Source organism: Bradyrhizobium sp. IAR9 (assembly GCF_013408065.1).
Taxonomy (GTDB): Bacteria; Pseudomonadota; Alphaproteobacteria; order Rhizobiales; family Xanthobacteraceae; genus Bradyrhizobium.
Map to the genome: position 1 here is coordinate 216,971 of NZ_JACBZW010000013.1, position 20,429 is coordinate 237,399.

Below are 20,429 nucleotides of genomic sequence, written 5' to 3' on the forward strand. Positions count from 1 at the left end.
CGACATCGCAAGCAAGATCCGGCGGCGGGGCTTCGGCCCCGCCGCTTTCTTTTTGGCGCCGGCATCAGGTGCCGCATAACGAACCGGGAATGATGCATTCGAATGCAGCCAATTGCTCACTCTGAGTTATGGTTGACAAGTGGCAAATGGCTCGTCGCTGCACCAAAAAGCGTCATCCTATCATGACGATATGGGGGGAGCGGATCAGGCTCCGAACGCGCGTATGGTGAATCCGCGCAAGGACTGGTGCGACACGCTTCATGCTTTGTTAGCCGTCTGCGTTCACCGTCCCGGCATCGATTAATCCTAATCGAAGTTTGTTTGTTGCGTTGCGTACCAGAAGGGTAACACTCAATGTCCGGTATCGTCCTCTCTTCGTCGGTTCGCCAGAACCTCCTCTCCCTCCAGTCCACCGCTGATCTTCTCGCCACCACACAGAGCCGTCTGTCGACCGGCAAGAGCGTCAACTCGGCTCTGGATAATCCCACCAACTTCTTCACCGCACAGTCGCTCGACAATCGCGCCAGCGACATCAACAACCTGCTCGACGGCATCGCCAACGGCGTGCAGGTGCTGCAGGCTGCCAACACCGGCATCACCTCGCTGCAGAAGTTGATCGACAGCGCCAAGTCGATCGCCAACCAGGCGCTGCAGACCACGGTGGGTTACTCCACCAAGTCGAACGTCTCGACCACCATCTCCGGTGCGACCGCGGCCGACTTGCGCGGCACGACCTCGTTCGCGAGCGCCACCGCATCCAGCAACGTGCTCTATAGCGGCGCGGCGGGCGGCACCACGGCGGCGACCGGCACCACGACGCTCGGCGCCAGCATCGGCGTCTTCGCGAGCACTGGCGCAACGACCGGCGCCGGCGGTACCACGACCCTGGAAGGTACCATCACCCTGATCGCCACCAACGGCACGAGCGCCAGCGGCCTGGCCGGCAACGCCCAGCCCGCCGACGGCGACACCCTGACCGTGAACGGCAAGACCATCACCTTCCGCAGCGGCGTCGCGCCGGCGGCGACCGGTGTCCCCTCCGGTTCGGGCGTCAGCGGCCATCTCGTCACCGACGGCAGCGGCAATACCACCGTCTATCTCGGTAGCACCGGCACGCCTGCGACGCTTGCGACCGTCGACGATCTGTTGAGCGCGATCGATCTCGCCAGCGGCGTGAAGACAGTTGCCATCAGCTCGGGTGCTGCGACGCTCGCCACGAGCGTCGGCCAGACCGCCTCGACCGTTGCCGGCGGCGCCGTCACGCTGAGGAGCTCGACTGGTGCGGATCTGAGCGTCACCGGCAAGGCCGACCTGCTCAAGGCCCTCGCCCTGACGACGGCCGTGGGCGGCGGCAACGCCACGGTCAACGTCAACCGGACCACGAGCTCGGCCTCGCTGGGGGCGGAGATCGCGGACGGCTCGACGCTGAACGTCGACGGTCACGTCATCACCTTCAAGAACGCGCCGATCCCGGGCTCGACCGGTGCTCCGAGCGTTCCGAGCGGTTTTGGTGCGAGCGGCAACGTCCTCACCGACGGCAACGGCAACTCGACGGTCTACCTGCAGGCCGGCACGGTCAACGATGTCTTGAAGGCGATCGACCTTGCCACCGGCGTGCAGACCGCGACGATCAACGCCAACGGCACCGCGACGCTTGCGACCGCCACCGGCCAGACCAACTCGTCGATCAACGCCTCCGGCCAGCTCAAGATCTCGACCGGCGTCAACGCCGATCTGTCGATCACCGGCACCGGCAATGCGTTGAACGTGCTCGGCTTCGCTGGTAACACGGGGACCTCGACCGCCTTCACCGCGGCTCGTACCTCCGGCGTTGGCGGCCTCACGGGCAAGACCTTGACCTTCTCCTCCTTCAACGGCGGCACGGCGGTCAACGTCACCTTCGGCGACGGCACCAACGGCACGGTCAAGACGCTCGATCAGCTCAACACCAAGCTTCAGGCCAACAACCTGACGGCGACGATCGACGCCAACGGCCTGCTGACGGTCTCGACCACCAACGACTATGCGTCCTCGACCATCGGATCGACGGCGGCGGGTGGTGCGATCGGCGGTACGCTGACATCGGCACTGACGTTCTCGACGGCTTCCACCCCCGTCCAGGATACGGTTGCCCAGACCTCGCGTGCGAACCTGGTGTCTCAGTACAACAACATCCTGAACCAGATCGACTCGACGGCGCAGGACTCCTCGTTCAACGGCGTCAACCTGTTGAACGGCGACCAGCTCAAGCTGGTGTTCGACGAGACCGGCAAGTCGAACCTCAGCATCACCGGCGTGACCTACAACTCCAAGGGTCTCGGCCTTGCTGCGCTGACCGGCGGCGTCGACTTCATCGACAACGCCGCCACCAACAAGGTGCTGACCAACCTGAACGCCGCCTCGAGCACGCTGCGCTCGGAAGCTTCGAGCCTCGGTTCGAACCTGACGATCGTGCAGGTTCGTCAGGACTTCAACAAGAACCTGATCAACGTGCTGCAGACCGGCTCGTCCAACCTGACCCTGGCCGACACCAACGTCGAGGCGGCCAACAGCCAGGCGCTGTCGACCCGTCAGTCGATCGCGGTCTCCGCGCTGTCGCTGGCCAACCAGTCGCAGCAGAGCGTGCTGCAGCTGCTCCGCTAAATCGCGGACGACATCGCAAGCAAGATCCGGCGGCGGGGCTTCGGCCCCGCCGCCTTCTTTTTGCCGACCGCCTGGAGACTTCGAGAGGGCAGGCGGCACCCGAAAAAGTAACCAGCGGTTATGGTTAATGGAGCGTAAGCGCGGAAAAACACCAACGATTTCAGCTTGATTGCCGTGCCCTCGCGCACCTTGCGCGCGCTTATGGTGAACCGGCGCTTATGCAGGCGATGTTCGTTTCACCCTTTGTTAGCCATGTCGCGGCACGCTGGCCCCGTCACTCGATCCGAAGCGATCGAACGAAGACGCGTAAGCCAGAAGGGTAAGAGTCATGTCAGGTATTGTTCTCTCTGCGTCGGTTCGCCAGAACCTCCTCTCTCTCCAGTCCACCGCCGACCTCCTCGCCACCACACAGAACCGTCTGTCGACCGGCAAGAGCGTCAACTCGGCCCTGGACAATCCCACCAACTTCTTCACGGCACAGTCGCTCGACAACCGCGCCAGCGACATCAACAACCTGCTCGACAGCATCGCCAACGGCGTGCAGGTGCTGCAGGCTGCCAATACCGGCCTGACCTCTCTGCAGAAGCTGATCGACAGCGCCAAGTCGATCGCCAACCAGGCGCTGCAGACCACGGTCGGTTACTCCACCAAGTCGAACGTCTCGACCACCATCTCCGGTGCGACCGCGGCCGACCTCCGCGGCACGACGAGCTTCGCCAGCGCCACCGCCTCCAGCAACGTGCTCTATAGCGGCGCGGCGGGCGGCACCACGGCGGCGACCGGCACCACGACGCTCGGCGCCAGCATCGGCGTCTTCGCGAGCACTGGCGCAACGACCGGCGCCGGCGGTACCACGACCCTGGAAGGCACCATCACCCTGATCGCCACCAACGGCACGAGCGCCAGCGGCCTGGCCGGCAACGCCCAGCCCGCCGACGGCGACACCCTGACCGTGAACGGCAAGACCATCACCTTCCGCGCCGGCGTCGCGCCGGCGGCGACCGGTGTTCCCGCCGGTTCGGGCGTCAGCGGCCATCTCGTCACCGACGGCAGCGGCAATACCACCGTCTATCTCGGTAGCACCGGCACGCCTGCGACGCTTGCGACCGTCGACGATCTGTTGAGCGCGATCGATCTGGCCAGCGGCGTCAAGACAGTTGCCATCAGCGCGGGTGCTGCGACGATCGCCACGAGTGTCGGCCAGACCGCCTCGACCGTTGCCGGCGGCGCCGTCACGCTGAGGAGTTCGACAGGCGCGGATCTGAGCGTCACCGGCAAGGCCGACCTGCTCAAGGCCCTCGCCCTGACGACCTCAACAGGTGCAGGCAATGCCACCGTGAACGTCAACCGGACCACGAGCGCGGCCTCGCTGGGTGCGGAGATCGCGGACGGCTCGACGCTGAACGTCGATGGTCACGTCATCACCTTCAAGAACGCGCCGGTTCCGGGCTCGACCGGGGCTCCGAGCGTTCCGAGCGGCTTCGGTGTCAGCGGCAACGTCGTCACCGACGGCAACGGCAACTCGACGGTCTACCTGCAGGCCGGCACGGTCAACGACGTCTTGAAGGCGATCGACCTTGCCACCGGCGTGCAGACCGCGACGATCAACGCCAACGGCACCGCGACGCTTGGGACCGCCACCGGTCAGTCGAATTCGACGATCAATACGTCCGGTCAGCTCAAGATCTCGACCGGCGTCAACGCCGACCTCTCGATCACCGGCACCGGCAATGCGCTGAACGTGTTCGGCCTGGCCGGCAATACCGGCAACGCGACCGCTTTCACCGCGGCCCGCACCTCCGGCATCGGCGGCATCGCCGGCAAGACCTTGACCTTCTCCTCCTTCAACGGCGGCACGGCGGTCAACGTCACCTTCGGCGACGGCACCAACGGCACCGTCAAGACGCTCGACCAGCTCAACACCAAGCTGCAGGCCAACAACCTGTCTGCGACGATCGACGCCAACGGCCTGCTGACCATCACCGCGTCCAACGACTACGCGTCCTCGACGCTCGGCTCGACGGCTGCCGGCGGCGCGATCGGCGGAACGCTCACCTCGGCGCTGACCTTCTCGACGGCCTCCAACCCCGTCCAGGATGGCGTTGCCCAGACGGCGCGTGCCAATCTGGTGTCTCAGTACAACAACATCCTGAACCAGATCGACACGACCTCGCAGGACTCCTCGTTCAACGGCGTCAACCTCTTGAACGGCGACCAGCTCAAGCTGGTGTTCGACGAGACCGGCAAGTCGAGCCTGAACATCACCGGCGTGACCTACAACTCCAAGGGTCTTGGTCTTGCTGCCCTGACCGTCGGCGTCGACTTCATCGACAACGCCGCGGCCAACCGGGTGCTGACCAACCTGAACGCCGCGTCGAGCACGCTGCGCTCGGAAGCCTCGAGCCTCGGTTCGAACCTCTCGGTCGTGCAGATCCGTCAGGACTTCAACAAGAACCTGATCAACGTGCTGCAGACCGGCTCGTCCAACCTGACCCTGGCCGACACCAACGTCGAGGCGGCCAACAGCCAGGCGCTGTCGACCCGCCAGTCCATCGCGGTCTCCGCGCTGTCGCTGGCCAACACCTCGCAGCAGAGCGTGCTCCAGCTGCTCCGCTAATAAGCAGCTGAAATCACTAAACAAACCAGAGCGGCGGGGTCATTTGCCCCGCCGCTCTTTTTTGCGTCCGGCGGCGGGCAGGGGCGTTCACCGGCGGTTAACCCTATCGATTAAACCGGCGTTAACCATACTTTAAAGGACACCTCCTAAAACTGGACAAAAGCCCGCTTTCGAGACCGCGCGGCCGATTCGTATCCGGTTCAAGAGGAAGACTCGCCAATGTCCAACATCGTTCTCTCGGCGTCCGTTCGCCAGAACCTGTTGTCGCTGCAGTCGACGGCCGACTTGCTGGCCACGACGCAGGAGCGGCTGTCGACCGGCAAGAAGGTCAATACCGCGCTCGACAATCCCACCAACTTCTTCACGGCGCAGGGGTTGGACAACCGGGCGAGCGACATCAGCAACCTGCTCGATGGCATCAATAATGGTGTCCAGGTGCTGCAAGCCGCAAACACCGGCATCACCTCGCTGCAGAAGCTGATCGACAGCGCGAAATCGATCGCCAACCAGGCGCTGCAGACCACGGTCGGTTATTCCACCAAGTCGAACGTCTCCACCACCATTCCCGGTGCGACGCCGGCCGACTTGCGCGGGACGACCTCCTATGCAAGCGCGACCGCCAAGAGCAACGTGCTATATACCGGTGCTGCCGGTGGCACGACCCCGGTCACCGGAACCGCCGCACTTGGCGCCTCGCTGGGCTCGAGCGCCGGCACATTGGTCGGATTTGCGGCGACCGCGGCCGACGGCACCACCGTGCTCAGCGGCACCGCCACGCTGGTCGGCACCACCGCTTCCACCACCTTCGGCGCCGCGCCCGCGGATGGCGACACCATCACGGTGAACGGCAAGTCCATCACCTTCCGCACCGGCGTCGCTCCGGCCACGCAGCCGACCGGCTGGGGCCTCGACGCCAGCGGGCACATCGCCACCGACGGCAACGGCAATTCGATCGTCTACGAGGGAACGGCGGCGGCGCCCGCGGCGACCATCAACGACGTCCTCACCGCGATCGACCTCGCCAGCGGCGTCAAGACAGCTACAATCAGTGCGGGTGCGGCGACCATCGCGGTCAGCGGTTCGGCGGGTCCCGTCGGCACGCTTCAAGTCGCATCGTCCATCACCGGCGGCCAGGTCACGCTGAAGAGCTCGACCGGCGCCGATCTGAGCGTGACGGGCAAGGCCGACTTCCTCAACAAGCTCGGTCTGACCGCGGCGACCGGCGCAGGCAATGCAAGCGTGACCGCGAACCGGTCGACAACCGCCGGCTCGCTCGGCTCTCTCGTTCAGGACGGCTCGACGCTGAACATCGATGGTCACACCATCACGTTCAAGAACGCGCAGACGCCGCAATCGGCGGCGAGCGTCACCTCGGGTGGCGTCAGCGGCAACATCGTCACCGACGGCAACGGCAACTCGACGGTCTATCTCCAGAGCGCGACGTTGACCGACCTGCTCAACGCGGTCGACCTTGCCACCGGCGTCAAGACCGCGAGCCTCTTTAACGGCGCGGCGACCCTGTCGACCACTGCGGGCCAGATCCCGTCGTCCGTCAACAGCAGCGGTCAGCTTGCGCTCTCCACCGGCATCAACTCCGATCTTTCGATCACCGGCACCGGCAACGCCCTCAGCGCGTTCGGCCTCAGCGGCAACACGGGAACGGCGACCGCCTTTACCGCGGCGCGAACCTCCGGTGTTGGCGGTGTCAGCGGCAAGACCCTGACCTTCTCCTCCTTCAACGGCGGCACGCCGGTGAACGTCACCTTCGGCGACGGCACCAACGGCACCGTCAAGACGCTCGATCAGCTCAATGTGCAGCTTCAGGCCAACCACCTGACGGCGACGATCGACGCCAACGGCGTGCTGACGGTCACCACCGTCAACGAATACGCCTCCTCGACCCTTGGTTCGACGGCGGCGGGCGGCGCGGTCGGTGGTACGCTCACCGGCGTGCTCGCCTTTACCACTGCACAGCCGCCGGTTCAGGATCCCGTCGCGCAGACGGCGCGTTCGAGCCTGGTCAGCCAGTTCAACAACATCCTGGCGCAGATCGATACGACGTCGCAGGACTCGTCCTTCAACGGCATCAACCTGCTCAACGGCGACACGCTGAAGCTGGTCTTCAACGAAACCGGCAGCTCCACGCTCGGCATCAACGGCGTCGTGTTCAACGCGGCCGGCCTCGGCCTCAGCAATCTCGTTCCCGGCACGGACTTCATCGACAACGGCGCCACCAACAAGGTGCTGGCCAGCCTGAATGCCGCCTCGAGCAGACTGCGCTCGGAAGGCTCCTCGCTCGGTTCGAACCTCTCGATCGTGCAGGTGCGCCAGGACTTCTCCAAGAACCTGATCAACGTGCTGCAGACCGGCTCGTCCAACCTGACGCTCGCCGATACCAACGAGGAAGCGGCCAACAGCCAGGCGCTGTCGACCCGCCAGTCGATCGCGGTGTCCGCACTGTCGCTGGCCAACCAGTCGCAGCAGAGCGTGTTGCAGCTGCTCCGCTAATTTCGAGGCGCAAGATCGCCACACGATATATCGCGGCGGGGCTAACGCTCCGCCGTTCTTTTGAGGGAGATCGCTAAGACAAGATTAGCTGAGATCGACACGCATCACGCGAAGCGAATTTACATCGTGCGTGCGTGGATCTAGCGTTGCGCCGACGAAGAGCTCCGTGACCCGTAATTATCCGGAGGGCTTCCAAGCACAACACGTAAGCAAATCTTAAGCGGTGCTGCCTAGGGTTGGGAAAGAAATCCTTAAGCGCGTCCAACGCGCTAGGTAACCTCCAGGGTGTGATTGATGTCGAATTCCGCTGCCTCGGCTTATGCGCGTGTTGCAACAACCACCGCATCTCCTCGCGACATCGAGGCGCAGACCCTGCTCAAGGCCGCGAACAAGCTCCAGGATGCGGTGAACAACGCTGATCCGCTCAGCGAGCAGACCATGCAGGCCCTGATGTTCAACCGCAAGCTCTGGACCATCTTCCTGAGCGAGGCGATGCGCGACAACAATCCGCAGCCGATCGACGTCCGGCAGAAGATCGCCAACATCAGCGTGTTCGTGCTGAGCCAGACCGCCGCGCTGCAGATGAGCCCGCAGTTCGATCACTTCCGTCCGCTGATCGAGATCAACCGCAATATCGCTGCGGGCCTGTCCGGACGGCCGTGACGAGGACACGTGATGGTCGGCATCGCGAGCATTTGCCAGCGATTGCCTCGGCCAGCTCAATACGCGATCGTCAGGCGCTGACGTCGGTGCTGAGCGGACGCGAGGGCTCGGACTTCATATCCATTGCATGGAAATAGGCCCGCCGGCGCAGCATCGCTTCGTCGGGGAACTGGTTGACCACCGCGTCGGTCCTCTCGTTGACGACCTGGAAGACGAAGGATGCGGCCGCCTGGTCGAACACGACCTGGCGCGAGACGTTCTCGTGGTTCGGCAGATCGTTGCGCACGGGCGCGCCCGTATCCGCCGCGGCGACCGTCTGGCGCACCGGAAGATCAGTCTGCACAGCCTCGTTCGCCGCCGCATTGGACGTCGTGACGATCTGCACGGGGGCCGGGATCCCCACCGGCCTGATGCTGAAATCTGTACTCATGGCAGCCTCCTGGTTGCCTAATGTGAGTCAAATCCCAACCCCTCTAATAACGCAACCATGGAACACCAGGACTGAAGACCCGGTAAGGAAACGTGACTAACCGCGCGACGATTTCGCCGCGCGGTTTTTCGTAAAATTGTCGCTTGTTCTTGTGGCGCTCAGCTCAGAGCGAGCGGCTGACCGCCAATGGCGTGATGTGGCGCGGACCTGGAGCTGCGCGGCGACCAGCGGCCGTATAGGTGTTCGGCACGTTGCGCTTCTGGAGCTCGGCATTGACGCCGCGCACGACGCTTTCGGAGACCGCGTGCGCGGTCGCGAGCACGGTGAGATTGACCTGGAGCATCGCGCGGAACGCATCGTGGTGGCGGTGCAGCGTCGAGAGCAGCTCCGGCGCGGATTTCGCAAGCTGCGCCTGGTTCGCCTTCAACTGGCTGACGGCGCCGACATAGTTTCGCGACAGCTCCTGCTTCTTGCTCTCGAGCGTCATCGCCTCGCGGACCTTGCCGGCACGAACGAGCTCGGTCTCGCGCTCGATCAGTCCGAGCAGCGCGCTCATCGCGTCCATCAGGCCTTCGGCGAGCTTGCGCGCCTCGGCGCTGCCGGGCGCGGTGTTCGGGCGCTGTTGCATCGGCTGACGTGAGGCGTTGAAATGGTTCATCTCGTTTGACCTTATGCCGTGCGGATCGTTTTCGCCTGCTGCATGATGAGGGTGCGGTAGACTTCGGTGGCGATGCCGACGCCGCCGGCCTTGGCGAAGTTCTTGGAATATTGCTCGGTCAGCATCGAGCGCCACACGCCGGTGCCGGGCGTGTCGCCGAACGGGCCTTCGCCTTTCAGGCCCGATGTCATCTGCGAGAACATGCTGTTGAGGAACATCGCCTCGAAGTCGGTGGCGGTCTTCTGCGCCCTGGCCTGCTGCTTCGGCGAGACCTTTTGTAGGGCGGCGGCGAGCTCGAAATCGGGTCGTCCGTTGCGGCTCTCGACCGAGAAGGCCGACGAGGTGGCGAGGCGAGGGGTGTTGATCGCGCTTGGCTGCATCACATCACCTCGATGTCGGCTTCGATCGCACCGGCGGCCTTGATTGCCTGGAGGATGCTGATCATGTCGCGCGGACCGATGCCGAGACCGTTGAGGCCGTCGACGAGCTGCTGCAGCGAGACGCCGTCCTTGACGACGGCCAGCTTCTTGCCGTCCTCGGTGACGGTGACGCTGCTGCGCGGCGCGACCACCGTGCGGCCGCGCGACAGTGGGTTGGGCTGACTCACCTGTGGGCTCTCGGAGATGGTGACGGTGAGGTTGCCCTGCGCCACCGCGACGGTGGCGACGCGGACGTCGCGCCCCATCACGATGATGCCGCTGCGTTCGTCGATGATGATCTTGGCGGCAAGATCCGGGTCGACCTGGAGTTGCTCGATCTCGGTGAGAAAGGCGACGACGTTGCCCTTGAACTCGGGCGGGACCGAAAGCTGGACCGTGGAGGGATCGATCGGTTCGGCGGTCTTGACGCCGAGATAGTCGTTGACCGCGGCCGCGATCCGTTTGGCCGTGGTGAAGTCGGCGTTGCGCAGCGCCAGGCGCACGTTCGGCAGCCGATTGAGCGCGAACTCGATCTCGCGCTCGATGATGGCGCCGTTGGCGATGCGTCCCACGGTCGGAACGCCGCGCACGATCTTGGCCGCCTCGCCCTCGGCCTGGAATCCGGAGATCGCGAGCGAGCCCTGCGCCACCGCGTAGACATTGCCGTCGGCACCTAACAGGGGGGTGACGAGCAGGGTGCCGCCCTGGAGGTTCTTGGCATCGCCGAGCGCGGAGACGGTGACGTCCATGCGCGTGCCCTGGGTGGCGAAGGCCGGCAGATTGCCGGTCACCATCACGGCTGCGACGTTGCCGGTGCGGATGGTGGCGCCGCGGATGTTGACGCCCATGCGCTCGAGCATCGCCTGCAGCGATTGCTTGGTGAAGGGGATGTTGTTGAGCGTGTCGCCGGTGCCGTTAAGGCCGACGACAAGACCGTAACCGATGAGCTGGTTCTGCCGCACGCCTTCGATATTGGCGAGGTCCTTGATGCGCGAGGTCGCAGCCGCCGGCGCGAGCGACAGCACCAGCGCCGACAGCGCGGCGCAGGCCACCCCAACAATCCTCACCCAACGAACGCTTGGCATCCTCTGCTCCCCAAGGATCCTCAAAGGGCTCCTCAAATCGGAAGGACCTGCACGACACTCCCATGACGAGCTGGTCCGGCGCTGTCCTTGCGAGGGCTGTGCCAACCCGGGGCGGAAGGGATAGGCCGCTGAATAGGTTGAATAAATCTGTTTCGACCGGTGTCAGCGAGTGTTGTCCCTGAGGAGCGAAACTGCCGCCCGTCGGCAGATTTTGCCGGGCCGTTTACGCGCCGTTAACCATAAGACGGCGAAGGTGACCGCATCGATCACCCGGATTCCCTCCGATGCGCATCTACGGACCGAACGGCACGACGCTTGGAACGCCGGCCAACCAGGCCAGGCGGACCGGCTCCGGCACTTTCGTGTTGCCCGACACCTCGTCGGCGCAGGAGACCCGGAGCGCTGCCGCACCGAAGGCCGCCACCAACATCGACGGGCTGCTCGCGCTGCAAGGCGTCGAGGAGGATCCGGTCGAGCGCCGCAAGCGCTCGGTCACCCGCGGCAGGACCGCGCTCGACGTGCTCGACGATCTCAAGATGGGCCTCTTGGCCGGCAATCTCGACGCCTCGACCGTGATGCGCCTGCGCGATGCCGCGGCGAACCTGAAATCGTCCTCGGGCGATCCCGGTCTCGATGCAGTGCTCTCCGAGATCGAGCTGCGCGTCGAGGTTGAACTCGCCAAGGCCGGACGGGCTTAATCGTCATCCGTCACCCTGAGGTGCGCGCCCTGCAATGCAATTGCAGGGCAAGCCTCGAAGGGCGACGGCCCCGCTGAAGCATCTCGGCCGTGCATCCTTCGAGGCTCCCCATGGGACGCGTTGCGTCCCATGCCTCGCGCCTCAGGATGACGGGACTGCTATTGCATCTTCGCCGCACCCCTTACGCCGCTTCCTCCTTCTGCTGCGCGTCGTAGCGGCGCTGGGCGGCGAGAACGTCTTTCAGATTCTGCTCGGCCCAATCGCGCAGCGGATCGACTGCGCCGGCGAGCGTCAGCCCGAGCTGCGTGATCGAATATTCCACCGTGACCGGCACGGTCGCGATGGCATGGCGCTTGATCAGCCCGTCGCGTTCGAGCGATTTGAGAACCTGGCTCAGCATCTTCTGCGAAATGCCTTCGATCGTGCGGCGCAAATGATTGAAGCGCATCGGCTCCTCGCGCAGCAGCAGCAGGATCAGCACCGCCCATTTGTCGCCGATGCGATCAAGGATCTGGCGCGTGGGGCAGTTCGCTGCATAGACGTCGGGTTTCATCGTCGGTCCTCGGAATCCATGTTCGTCGCTTGCGCCACGCGTGGCGGTTACCCTTGCGTAATCAGGTAAGCACAAAGTGCGCTCTTAACACCAGCATTCTTTGCGATATCTAGTCACTGCTAGTTACCATAGAAGCAAAGGAGCCTTCCATGAAAATCGCAGTTGCCGGCGCCTCGGGTCGGGCCGGGTCGGAGATCACCAAGGAACTGTCCCGCCGCGGCCATGCCGTCACGGCCATCGCCCGGAACCCCGAGAAGATCGCGGCCCTGCCGAACGTCACGCCGACCAAGGGGGACGTGCTCGACCAGGCGGGTCTTGCCAAGCTGTGGGCTGGGCACGACGTCGCCGTGAGTTCCGTGCACTTCCTGGCCAGCGACGCGCGGAAGTTGATCGGTGCGGCGAAGGACGCCGGGGTTGGTCGTTACCTCGTCGTCGGCGGCGCCGGCAGCCTCAAGGTCGCGCCGGGCGTGAAACTGGTCACGACTCCCAATTTCCCGGCCCAATATAAGGCGGAAGCGGAGGCAGGCTCGGCCTTCCTCGACCTCTTGCGGCAGGAAAAGGATTTGAACTGGACCTTCATTTCGCCGTCGGCCCTGTTCGTCGAAGGGGAACGCACGGCCAAGTTCCGCCTCGGCACCGATCAGCTTCTCGCAGATGCGAACGGAAAAAGCTGGATCACCTTCGCCGACTACGCCATTGCGCTCGCCGATGAGATCGAGCGGCCAGCCCATCCGCGGCAGCGTTTCACGGTCGGTTACTAGGCTTTCGGCGGTCCCCAGGCCCTCCAGGATAAACCTTCCTGTGCAAGGGCTTGGGGGCGCCAGCCGGGGCTTCAGGGAAATATTGTCTGTCACAGGAGGCCACTATATAAGGCCCGGCTCAACGGACCCTGTTTCCGTTGCGAGTCGTTGATTAGACAGATAGGCCGCCCTTGGAAAAGTTGAAAAACTACCGACCGACCGAAAAAGAGCCTTTCATGAACGACCGGCAGAAGGAGTACTTCCGTTTGAAGCTCCTCGCCTGGAAGGATGAGATCCTCAAAGAGTCCAAGCTCACTCTGCAAGCCCTGCAGGAGGAGAACGTGAACCACCCCGATCTCGCCGATCGGGCATCGTCCGAAACCGACCGTGCCATCGAGCTCCGTGCCCGCGACCGCCAGCGCAAGCTGATCGCCAAGATCGACGCCGCGCTCCAGCGTATCGAGGACAACACCTACGGGTATTGCGAGGACACCGGCGAGCCGATCTCGTTGAAGCGGCTCGAGGCCCGGCCCATCGCGACGCTCTCGGTGGAGGCGCAGGAGCGCCACGAGAAGCGCGAGAAGGTCTATCGCGACGAATAGAGCCCGAGCCGCCGCGTGCGGCTCTTTTGTTTTTGGCTCACGGCGTCGCTTGAACGCCGCTGGTACGGCGCGTAGATTCGCGCCGCCATGATGATTTGCACTCTCAACATCGCATCGGTCTTCTTCCTGGGCTGAGCGCAGGCGCCTCCGTCGCGGAGGCATTGCGTCCCGCGAGTTCGACTTGCGGCTTCCCAACCGATTGAGCCAGCCGGTTCCGCAGCGAGCGGACGATGAGGGCTGGCGAGCAATTGAGAGATCATCATGACTGCCAATCCGCGCGCGTTGGACGACGCGCAAATAGCCCAATTCATCCGCGACGGCTTTGTCCGGATCGACAATGCTTTCCCAAGTGAGCTCGCCGAGGCCGCCCGCGCCATCATCTGGCGCGATCTGCCATGCAGCGAGCACGACCCCGCGAGCTGGACCCGGCCCGTGGTGCGGCTGCCCTATTATGGCGGCCCGCCGTTCGGGGATGCCATCAACACCGCCGTGCTCCATGCCGCCTTCGACCAGATCGTCGGGCAGGGGCGGTGGCGGCCGCGACGCGACGTCGGCACCTTTCCGGTGCGTTTTCCGCACCCGGACGATCCGGGCGACGACGGCTGGCATGTCGATCTCAGCTTTCCCGGCGAGGCCAGCAACCCGAACGAGACGCAGGATTTCTCGGCCTGGCGCGTCAACATCACCTCGCGGGGGCGGGCGCTGCTGTTGCTGTTCCTGTTCTCCGATGTCGGTGACGACGATGCGCCGACGCGGATCCGGGTCGGCTCGCATCGGCCGATGGCGCGCTACCTGGCGCCAGCCGGCGATGCGGGGCGGGCGCACATGATGCTGGAGCAGATGGGGTCCGATTGTCCGGTGGCGCTCGCGACCGGTGCGGCCGGCACGGTCTATCTCTGTCATCCCTTCCTGGTTCATGCCGCGCAGAAGCATCGGGGAACGCGACCGCGCTTCCTGGCGCAACCACCGCTGCATCTCGCCGAACCGTACCGGCTGGAGCGCAGCGAGGGCGATTACTCGCCGGTCGAGGTCGCCATCCGCCTCGCGCTTGGACGCATTTGACGGAAGCGATGGCATTGCACGCGGCGTTGTGGCGGGTTCCTGCGCCACAGCGCCGCTGTCGTCCGATGCCAATTGCCGGAATCGCGAAAAATGAATCGCGATCAATGGGCTAGAGTCGAATCCTGCATGCTCACGTGAGTTAGCATGAGAAAAAGCCTTCACTTCAGGTGCGGGAAGTTTTGCGAGTCGCATCAAGGAGATCGACCGGCATCTTGAGACGGCGGCGCAGCGGCTTCACGCATCGCTGCAATCAGGGTCTCGTTCCGCGCGGGGCGGGTGGGCCTGGCGCGTGGCTCCATAAAGACCGGACCAGCTCAATATTTCCTTAAGCGGCGGGAGCCCCCCGTATTCGGCCCGGCTGAGCGCCGACCAGCGCTTGTCAGGCGCGGACGGGGATGCTGAACTGAGCGGCAATGTTGCGTAGCGTGGGAGGCGGCGCCGATGGATAAGATTCTCGAAGCCGCAAAGGCGATCGCGCTGGCGCGTCGCAATCATGCGCCGCTCGCGGCGCTGGAGCGTCCCCCCATTGATGAGGCCGAGGGCTACCAGGTCCAGCGTGCGGTGCACGATCTGCTGCTGCCGCATCTCGGGCCGCTGGTCGGCTACAAGATCGGCTGCACCAGCCAGGTGATGCAGGACTACATCGGCATCCCACATCCCTGCGGCGGCGGCGTGTTCCAGAAGGGCGTGCACGACACCGGCGCCAAGCTCGCCGCCTCCAATTATGTCCGGGTCGGGGTCGAATGCGAGATTGCGGTGCGGCTGAAGCGCGACCTTGCCGCCGGCGAGGCGCCGTTCACGGCCGAATGGGTCGGCGAGGCGGTCGAGGCCTATCATCCCGCCATCGAGATCGTCGATGACCGCTACGTGAAGTGGGAGGCGATGGGCGCCCCGACGCTGATCGCCGACGACTTCTTCGCCGCCGGCTGCGTGCTCGCCCCGGCGGTTCCGCGCTCGTCGGTGCCGGACCTGAAGGCGGTCAAGGGCCGCGCCATCCTCAACGGGGAGGAGGTCAGCCACGGCACCGGCGCCGACGTGCTCGGTCATCCGCACAACGCGCTCGCCTGGCTCGCCAATCATCTCGCCGCCGAAGGCAAGGGTCTTCACGCGGGACAGCTCGTGCTGACGGGCAGCCTGGTCAAGACGCTGTGGCTGAAGGCCGGCGACAAGGTGCGGATGGAACTGGACGGGCTGGGAGCGGTGGACGTGAAGTTTACCTGAGGGGCACCGGTAGTCCCCGTAGTCATTCCCCGCGAGGGCGGGGAATCCAGTACGCCGCGCTGCACCAGTACAATCACGAATATCTCGGAGTACTGGATCGTCCACCTTCGCGGACGATGACAGAGGGGTGGCTTGAATGCTGTACCCTCATCCACGTCATTGCGAGCGAAGCGAAGCAATCCAGAACCCCTCGCCGGAGCAATTCTGGATTGCTTCGCTTCCGCCTTCGCTCTTTGAGCTTCGGCGGACGAGCCGCTGGCAAAGACCGCGTGCGGCGACAGCGTTGCCAAAATGTCGCGAGCCTCTCTGGTGATGTGCAGTTTCTGTCTCCATCCGACAGAGATATCTTGCGCCCGCCGGCGATCGGGTCTATGAGCCCCGTCCCATTCAACCTGCGCGTTCAACAATGAGGAGACCAGCCGTGAACAGTCTGTGGCGATCGACACGCTCCGTGCCGACGCTCCCACTGCGTCCGGCCGACAGTCATCCAATCATGTTGAACGACAATGGCACATTCATTGATTCAGCGCCGGCGGGAGGCCGAGCGCGCGCGGGTTGAAGCCTACGAGCTGTCGCTGCGGCATGTGTCGCAGCGGACGCGTCCTCCACCAGATTTCGAGACCGCGATCTACGAGGCCAGGCGTGGCTTCGAGGCCGACATCGTGCGCGATGCCGAGGCCTGGAAGCCGCGGATGAAGACTCGCGATGCCGCGCGTCTTCGTCTTGCCGCGGCTCGCTATCTCTTCGCGCGCTATCCTGTCGCAGAACATCTGGAGCAGATCTGGATCGACGGCGCGGGACTGGGCGCCGGCGAGCTTCATTTGCGCAAGCGCTGGTATATCGCGGCGGCCGGCGGCGGTTCGCTCTACACTGCCGGTGCGGCCGAATGGCTGTCTCGCAAGGAGGTCCATGCGTTCCTCAATCCGTTGGGGAGCGTTGGCTTCGAGGCTGCGATCTGGCAGGCGATCGCGCGATCCTATGCGAACGATCCCGCCATTGCGATGCGGATCGCACGCACCAGGATCACGCAGACGCCGCGCGCTCAGAATCGCTTCTGGCGCGAGGTGGTGCGCTTCTTCTGCGCGCATCCCACCACGGTCGAGGACATGGATGACTTCCACGATTACCTCGCCGATTGCCACCGGCGTGATCCGGAGTACACCCTCAAGGGGCGTTCACTGATCTCGCTTGGTCGGCAGATGCGCGAATGGCATCGCGATCTCGATGCGATCGCTCGTATCGAGGCCGCACGCCGTCGCGCCGAGGCGGCGCGAAACCGTGCGCGAGGGCTGGCAGCAAGGCCCGAGCAGATCGAGGAGCGTTGGCTCGGTGCAGCGATTGCGGACTGGTCATGGACCAGGTCGTCCAAGGACCGGGCCAAGCGTGAAGAGTATGTTGTGGTCCAGTTGCGGACCGCAGCCGATCTCGTGGCCGAGACGCGGGGTATGCGCCACTGCGTTGCCTCTTACGCGACAAAGTGCATTGCCGGGCAGGCGTCGATCTGGTCGCTCCGTCGCCGTGCCTCGGGCGACGTCCAGCGGCTGCTGACCATCGAGCTGGATTCCCGTTCCCGGGCGGTTCAGGTTCGCGGGTTTGCAAACCGTCCGCCGCTCGCGGAGGAGAGCAAGATCCTGGAGCGGTGGGCGCAAGCACGCGGGATCATGCTGCTGTGAGAGTTGCCTGCGCCGCTTTCGCGGCGCAGGCAAAATACATGCGGCCCTCGCCAGGGGAGCTAGCGAGGGCCGCGTCGTACATCGTCGTTCGCGCCTTAAGTTCGCGAACACGATGTGGGAGCTCTTGAAGAGGTTAGAAGGGCAGCAGCACGTCCATGACCTGCTGGCCGTAGCGCGGCTGCTGCACGTCCGTGATCTGGCCGCGGCCGCCATAGGCGATGCGGGCCTGCGCGATCTTGCTGGAATCGATGGTGTTGTCGCTCTGGATGTCTTCGGGGCGGACGATGCCGGCGACCACGAGCTCGCGGATCTCGTAATTGACGCGGATCTCCTGCTTGCCTTCGACCACGAGATTGCCGTTCGGCAGCACCTGGGTGACGACCGCGGCGACGTTGGTCTGCAAGGCTTCCGTGCGGTTGACCGAGCCCTTGCCGTCGCTGGAGGCGGTGGAGCCGGCGGTGAGGAGGCTGCCGGGCAGGATCTTGTTGGCCTGCGTGATCGTCTTCGCGCCGAGGAAGTCGGTGACCTGAGAGTTTTCCGAGTTGGTGCGGCTGCGCTGGGTCTCGTTGGCGATGTTGGCCTTGTCGGTGAAGTTGACGGTCACCGTGAGGAGGTCGCCGACCTGGCGGGCGCGCTGGTCCTTGAAGAAGGCGCGGCTGCCGTTGCGCCACAGCGAGTTCGGATTGTAGGAGGCGACTTCCGGCTTCGGCATCGGCATCTGCACCGGCTTGTAGCCCGGCTGCGCCGTCGGATTGTCGATCGCGGACAATTTCGGCTGCTCACCGATCTGCGACAGGCGGTCGATCGAGGAGCAACCGCCCAGCGCGCAACTGGCCAGCAGCAGCGCAGAGATCGCGATGCGACGAAGACGGTAAGTCGAACTGAAAGCGGACATGACGAACTCTTACTTGGCTTGAGCTTGCGAGACGCGAGCTTGCGGGATCTGGGCTTGTGCGATCTGGGCCGGCGAGGCGGGGGCCTGCACTAGGTTCCGGACGAGGGCTGCGGTGTCGACGGGGGCGGGCGCCTCATCGCGCTTGAGCGAGGAAGTCTGCTCGACCGCGGGCGCCATCGGTGCCGACTGGCTCGCGCCCTGGATCGTCACCTGGCCGCGGCCGGTGACGACGCCGATCAGCGTCCGCTTGGATTGCACATTGAGCACGCTGACGGTGTCGCCCTCGGCGCCGCTCTCGATCGCCTTGCCGCGCGAGGTGAGATAGAGGCCGGGCACCTGGTAGATGATGGTGACGTTCTGATCGCGCACCACGAAGTCGGGCTTGACGATGTCGGCGGCACGGAGCGGGGTGCCCGCCCGCATCGGCCGGCGCAGTTGCATGCCGACGCTGCGGTCGCGCGAGGCGGGCTCGCCGGTGACCTCGGCCTTCGGCCGGCGTTCCAGCGTGACGTCGGAGGACTTCAAGAGATCGAGACGCTCGATGTCGCGCGTCAGCACGGCCACTTCCACCGTCTCGATCGCGGTCCCGGTGAAGCGCAGCTTGGTCGCGGCCGGATTGTTGTCGTTGGCAATCTCGAAAGCGATGTCGAAACGGCCGCTGCGGGCGTCGTAGCGGGTTGCGACCGGCTGCAGCGTGCCGGAGTTGGAGGCATCCAGCCGCATCTCGGCGACGCCGCGGTCAAAGGTGACGGTGATGTTGGCAGCGTCCCCGAGGCCGAAGCGGCGCTCGAGCGCCGAGGCGACGGCGGTTTCGAGATCCTTGTTCGCCAGCGTGCGGGCGAGGCGGGTGACCTGGACCTCCTTGAGGTCGCCGGTCATCACGCCGATCACCTGCTTTGCGCGGAGCACCGACAGCACCTGCGCGACCGTCAGCGTGCCGGTGGTGCCGAGATCGGGCGAGCGGTAGACCGGGATCAGCGCGGCCGAACCGGCATTGTCGATGAGATCGCCGACCCGCACCACGTCCGAGGTCACGGTGACGCTCGCGCGCAGCGTCGGCGAGGCGATGAAGTCGTCCGCGGCCGCTGCCGGCAGGGCCAGCGCGAGCAGGGCGGAGATGGTGGCGAGGGTGGTGCGGATCATCATCATTGCTTCAGTCTTGGCCTCAGCGGAACAGCGCCGTGGTCGATTGCATCATCTGGTCGGCGGCGCTGATCACCTTGGCGTTCATCTCGTAGGCGCGCTGGGCGGCGATCAGGTCGCTCATCTCCGAGACGACGTCGACATTGGCCTGCTCGAGGCTGCCCTGGGTGATCTTGCCGTAGCCCTCGGAGTTCGCGGTGCCGTCCTGCGGCGGGCCGGACGACGGGGTCTCGGTGAACTGGTTGCTGCCGACCGGCTGCAGGCCCGCCTTGTTGATGAAGCGGGTCACGCCGATCTGGCCGACGATCGTAGAAGTCGACGAGCCCGGCAGCGTCACCGAGACCTGGCCCTGCTCGCTCACGCTGATGCCGGAGGCGTTGTTCGGGATCGTGATGCTCGGCTGCACCGGGTTGCCCTGGGCGGTGACGACGCGGCCCTGATTGTCCATCTGGAAGGTGCCGTCGCGGGTGTACTGGTAGGTGCCGTCGGGCATCAGGATCTTGAAGAAGCCCTCGCCGGACATCGCGAGGTCGAGATCGTTGCCGGTCTGCGACAGCGTGCCCTGCGTCATGCTGCGCGGCGTGCCGACGGTCTTGACGCCGCCGCCGATGTCGACGCCGACGGGCAGGATGGTGCCCTGGTCCGAGGCCTGCGCGCCGACGCGGCGGACGTGCTCGTAGATCAGGTCCTGGAACGCCGCGGTCTGCTTCTTGAAGCCGGTGGTGCGCAGGTTGGCGATGTTGTTGGAGATCACCTGAACGTTGAGTTCCTGTGCCGCCATTCCGGTCGCTGCGGTGTGAAGCGCCTGCATGTCAGTTC

The 20,429-nt window shown here is 64.8% G+C and carries 18 protein-coding genes; 10 read left to right on the top strand and 8 right to left on the bottom strand.

Features of this window, described 5'->3' with window-relative positions; translation table 11 throughout:
• Positions 1 to 354 precede the first annotated feature (354 nt).
• From GGD67_RS29510 to flaF, 4 genes are all read left to right on the top strand, one after another.
• Positions 355 to 2,643 carry a DUF1522 domain-containing protein gene (locus GGD67_RS29510; RefSeq protein WP_179737803.1) on the top strand — a complete coding sequence of 763 codons (2,289 nt, stop codon included), beginning with the start codon at positions 355 to 357 and terminating at the stop codon, positions 2,641 to 2,643.
• A 328-nt stretch (positions 2,644 to 2,971) separates the two neighbouring features.
• Positions 2,972 to 5,260, top strand: coding sequence for a DUF1522 domain-containing protein (locus GGD67_RS29515; protein ID WP_179737805.1), 2,289 nt, complete (start codon positions 2,972 to 2,974; stop codon positions 5,258 to 5,260).
• A 219-nt stretch (positions 5,261 to 5,479) separates the two neighbouring features.
• Positions 5,480 to 7,768 (top strand): DUF1522 domain-containing protein, encoded by a 2,289-nt coding sequence (locus tag GGD67_RS29520; protein ID WP_092262745.1) that lies wholly within the window; start codon positions 5,480 to 5,482, stop codon positions 7,766 to 7,768.
• Between the two features lie 294 nt (positions 7,769 to 8,062).
• On the top strand, positions 8,063 to 8,431 hold the full coding sequence (flaF, locus tag GGD67_RS29525) for a flagellar biosynthesis regulator FlaF (protein WP_008554779.1): 369 nt from the start codon (positions 8,063 to 8,065) through the stop codon (positions 8,429 to 8,431).
• Positions 8,432 to 8,501: 70 nt separating this feature from the next.
• Here the strand turns inward: flaF and GGD67_RS29530 are convergent, their stop codons facing one another.
• The 4 genes from GGD67_RS29530 to GGD67_RS29545 form a co-directional block, all read right to left on the bottom strand.
• Complete coding sequence (locus GGD67_RS29530; RefSeq protein ID WP_018321837.1) at positions 8,502 to 8,861, bottom strand: hypothetical protein; 360 nt, start codon at positions 8,859 to 8,861, stop codon at positions 8,502 to 8,504.
• 163 nt (positions 8,862 to 9,024) lie between these two features.
• Positions 9,025 to 9,519: a hypothetical protein gene (locus GGD67_RS29535; RefSeq protein WP_179737807.1), complete on the bottom strand. Its 495-nt coding sequence runs from the start codon at positions 9,517 to 9,519 to the stop codon at positions 9,025 to 9,027.
• Between the two features lie 11 nt (positions 9,520 to 9,530).
• Entirely contained in the window at positions 9,531 to 9,899 is a 369-nt protein-coding gene (flgJ, locus tag GGD67_RS29540) for a flagellar assembly peptidoglycan hydrolase FlgJ (RefSeq protein ID WP_179737809.1), read from the bottom strand.
• Positions 9,899 to 11,023 carry a flagellar basal body P-ring protein FlgI gene (locus GGD67_RS29545; RefSeq protein WP_026202627.1) on the bottom strand — a complete coding sequence of 375 codons (1,125 nt, stop codon included), beginning with the start codon at positions 11,021 to 11,023 and terminating at the stop codon, positions 9,899 to 9,901. The genes flgJ and GGD67_RS29545 overlap by 1 nt, the downstream gene beginning before the upstream one ends.
• Before the next feature lie 284 nt (positions 11,024 to 11,307).
• Here GGD67_RS29545 and GGD67_RS29550 point away from each other — a divergent pair, with 284 nt between their 5' ends.
• A complete protein-coding gene (locus GGD67_RS29550) occupies positions 11,308 to 11,721 on the top strand; it encodes a flagellar assembly protein FliX (protein ID WP_018321841.1) in 414 nt (137 codons plus the stop codon).
• Positions 11,722 to 11,902: 181 nt separating this feature from the next.
• Here the strand turns inward: GGD67_RS29550 and GGD67_RS29555 are convergent, their stop codons facing one another.
• Entirely contained in the window at positions 11,903 to 12,274 is a 372-nt protein-coding gene (locus GGD67_RS29555; RefSeq protein WP_018321842.1) for a helix-turn-helix domain-containing protein, read from the bottom strand.
• Positions 12,275 to 12,423: 149 nt separating this feature from the next.
• Here GGD67_RS29555 and GGD67_RS29560 point away from each other — a divergent pair, with 149 nt between their 5' ends.
• The 5 genes from GGD67_RS29560 to GGD67_RS29580 all read left to right on the top strand — a co-directional run bounded on the left by GGD67_RS29560 (position 12,424) and on the right by GGD67_RS29580 (position 17,572).
• Entirely contained in the window at positions 12,424 to 13,035 is a 612-nt protein-coding gene (locus tag GGD67_RS29560; RefSeq protein ID WP_179737811.1) for an NAD(P)-dependent oxidoreductase, read from the top strand.
• Between the two features lie 215 nt (positions 13,036 to 13,250).
• Entirely contained in the window at positions 13,251 to 13,616 is a 366-nt protein-coding gene (gene dksA / locus GGD67_RS29565) for an RNA polymerase-binding protein DksA (RefSeq protein ID WP_008554760.1), read from the top strand.
• Positions 13,617 to 13,877: 261 nt separating this feature from the next.
• Entirely contained in the window at positions 13,878 to 14,678 is an 801-nt protein-coding gene (locus GGD67_RS29570; RefSeq protein ID WP_179737813.1) for a phytanoyl-CoA dioxygenase family protein, read from the top strand.
• Between the two features lie 441 nt (positions 14,679 to 15,119).
• Positions 15,120 to 15,899 carry a 2-keto-4-pentenoate hydratase gene (locus GGD67_RS29575; protein WP_179737824.1) on the top strand — a complete coding sequence of 260 codons (780 nt, stop codon included), beginning with the start codon at positions 15,120 to 15,122 and terminating at the stop codon, positions 15,897 to 15,899.
• Positions 15,900 to 16,405: 506 nt separating this feature from the next.
• Positions 16,406 to 17,572 (top strand): PcfJ domain-containing protein, encoded by a 1,167-nt coding sequence (locus GGD67_RS29580; RefSeq protein WP_179737826.1) that lies wholly within the window; start codon positions 16,406 to 16,408, stop codon positions 17,570 to 17,572.
• Positions 17,573 to 17,705: 133 nt separating this feature from the next.
• Here the strand turns inward: GGD67_RS29580 and flgH are convergent, their stop codons facing one another.
• From flgH to flgG, 3 genes are read right to left on the bottom strand one after another with little or no spacing between them, the layout of a single operon-like run.
• Positions 17,706 to 18,467 (bottom strand): flagellar basal body L-ring protein FlgH, encoded by a 762-nt coding sequence (flgH, locus tag GGD67_RS29585; RefSeq protein WP_179737828.1) that lies wholly within the window; start codon positions 18,465 to 18,467, stop codon positions 17,706 to 17,708.
• Between the two features lie 9 nt (positions 18,468 to 18,476).
• Positions 18,477 to 19,610: a flagellar basal body P-ring formation chaperone FlgA gene (flgA, locus tag GGD67_RS29590; RefSeq protein WP_179737883.1), complete on the bottom strand. Its 1,134-nt coding sequence runs from the start codon at positions 19,608 to 19,610 to the stop codon at positions 18,477 to 18,479.
• A 22-nt stretch (positions 19,611 to 19,632) separates the two neighbouring features.
• Positions 19,633 to 20,421 (bottom strand): flagellar basal-body rod protein FlgG, encoded by a 789-nt coding sequence (gene flgG, locus GGD67_RS29595; protein ID WP_018321849.1) that lies wholly within the window; start codon positions 20,419 to 20,421, stop codon positions 19,633 to 19,635.
• Positions 20,422 to 20,429 lie beyond the last annotated feature (8 nt).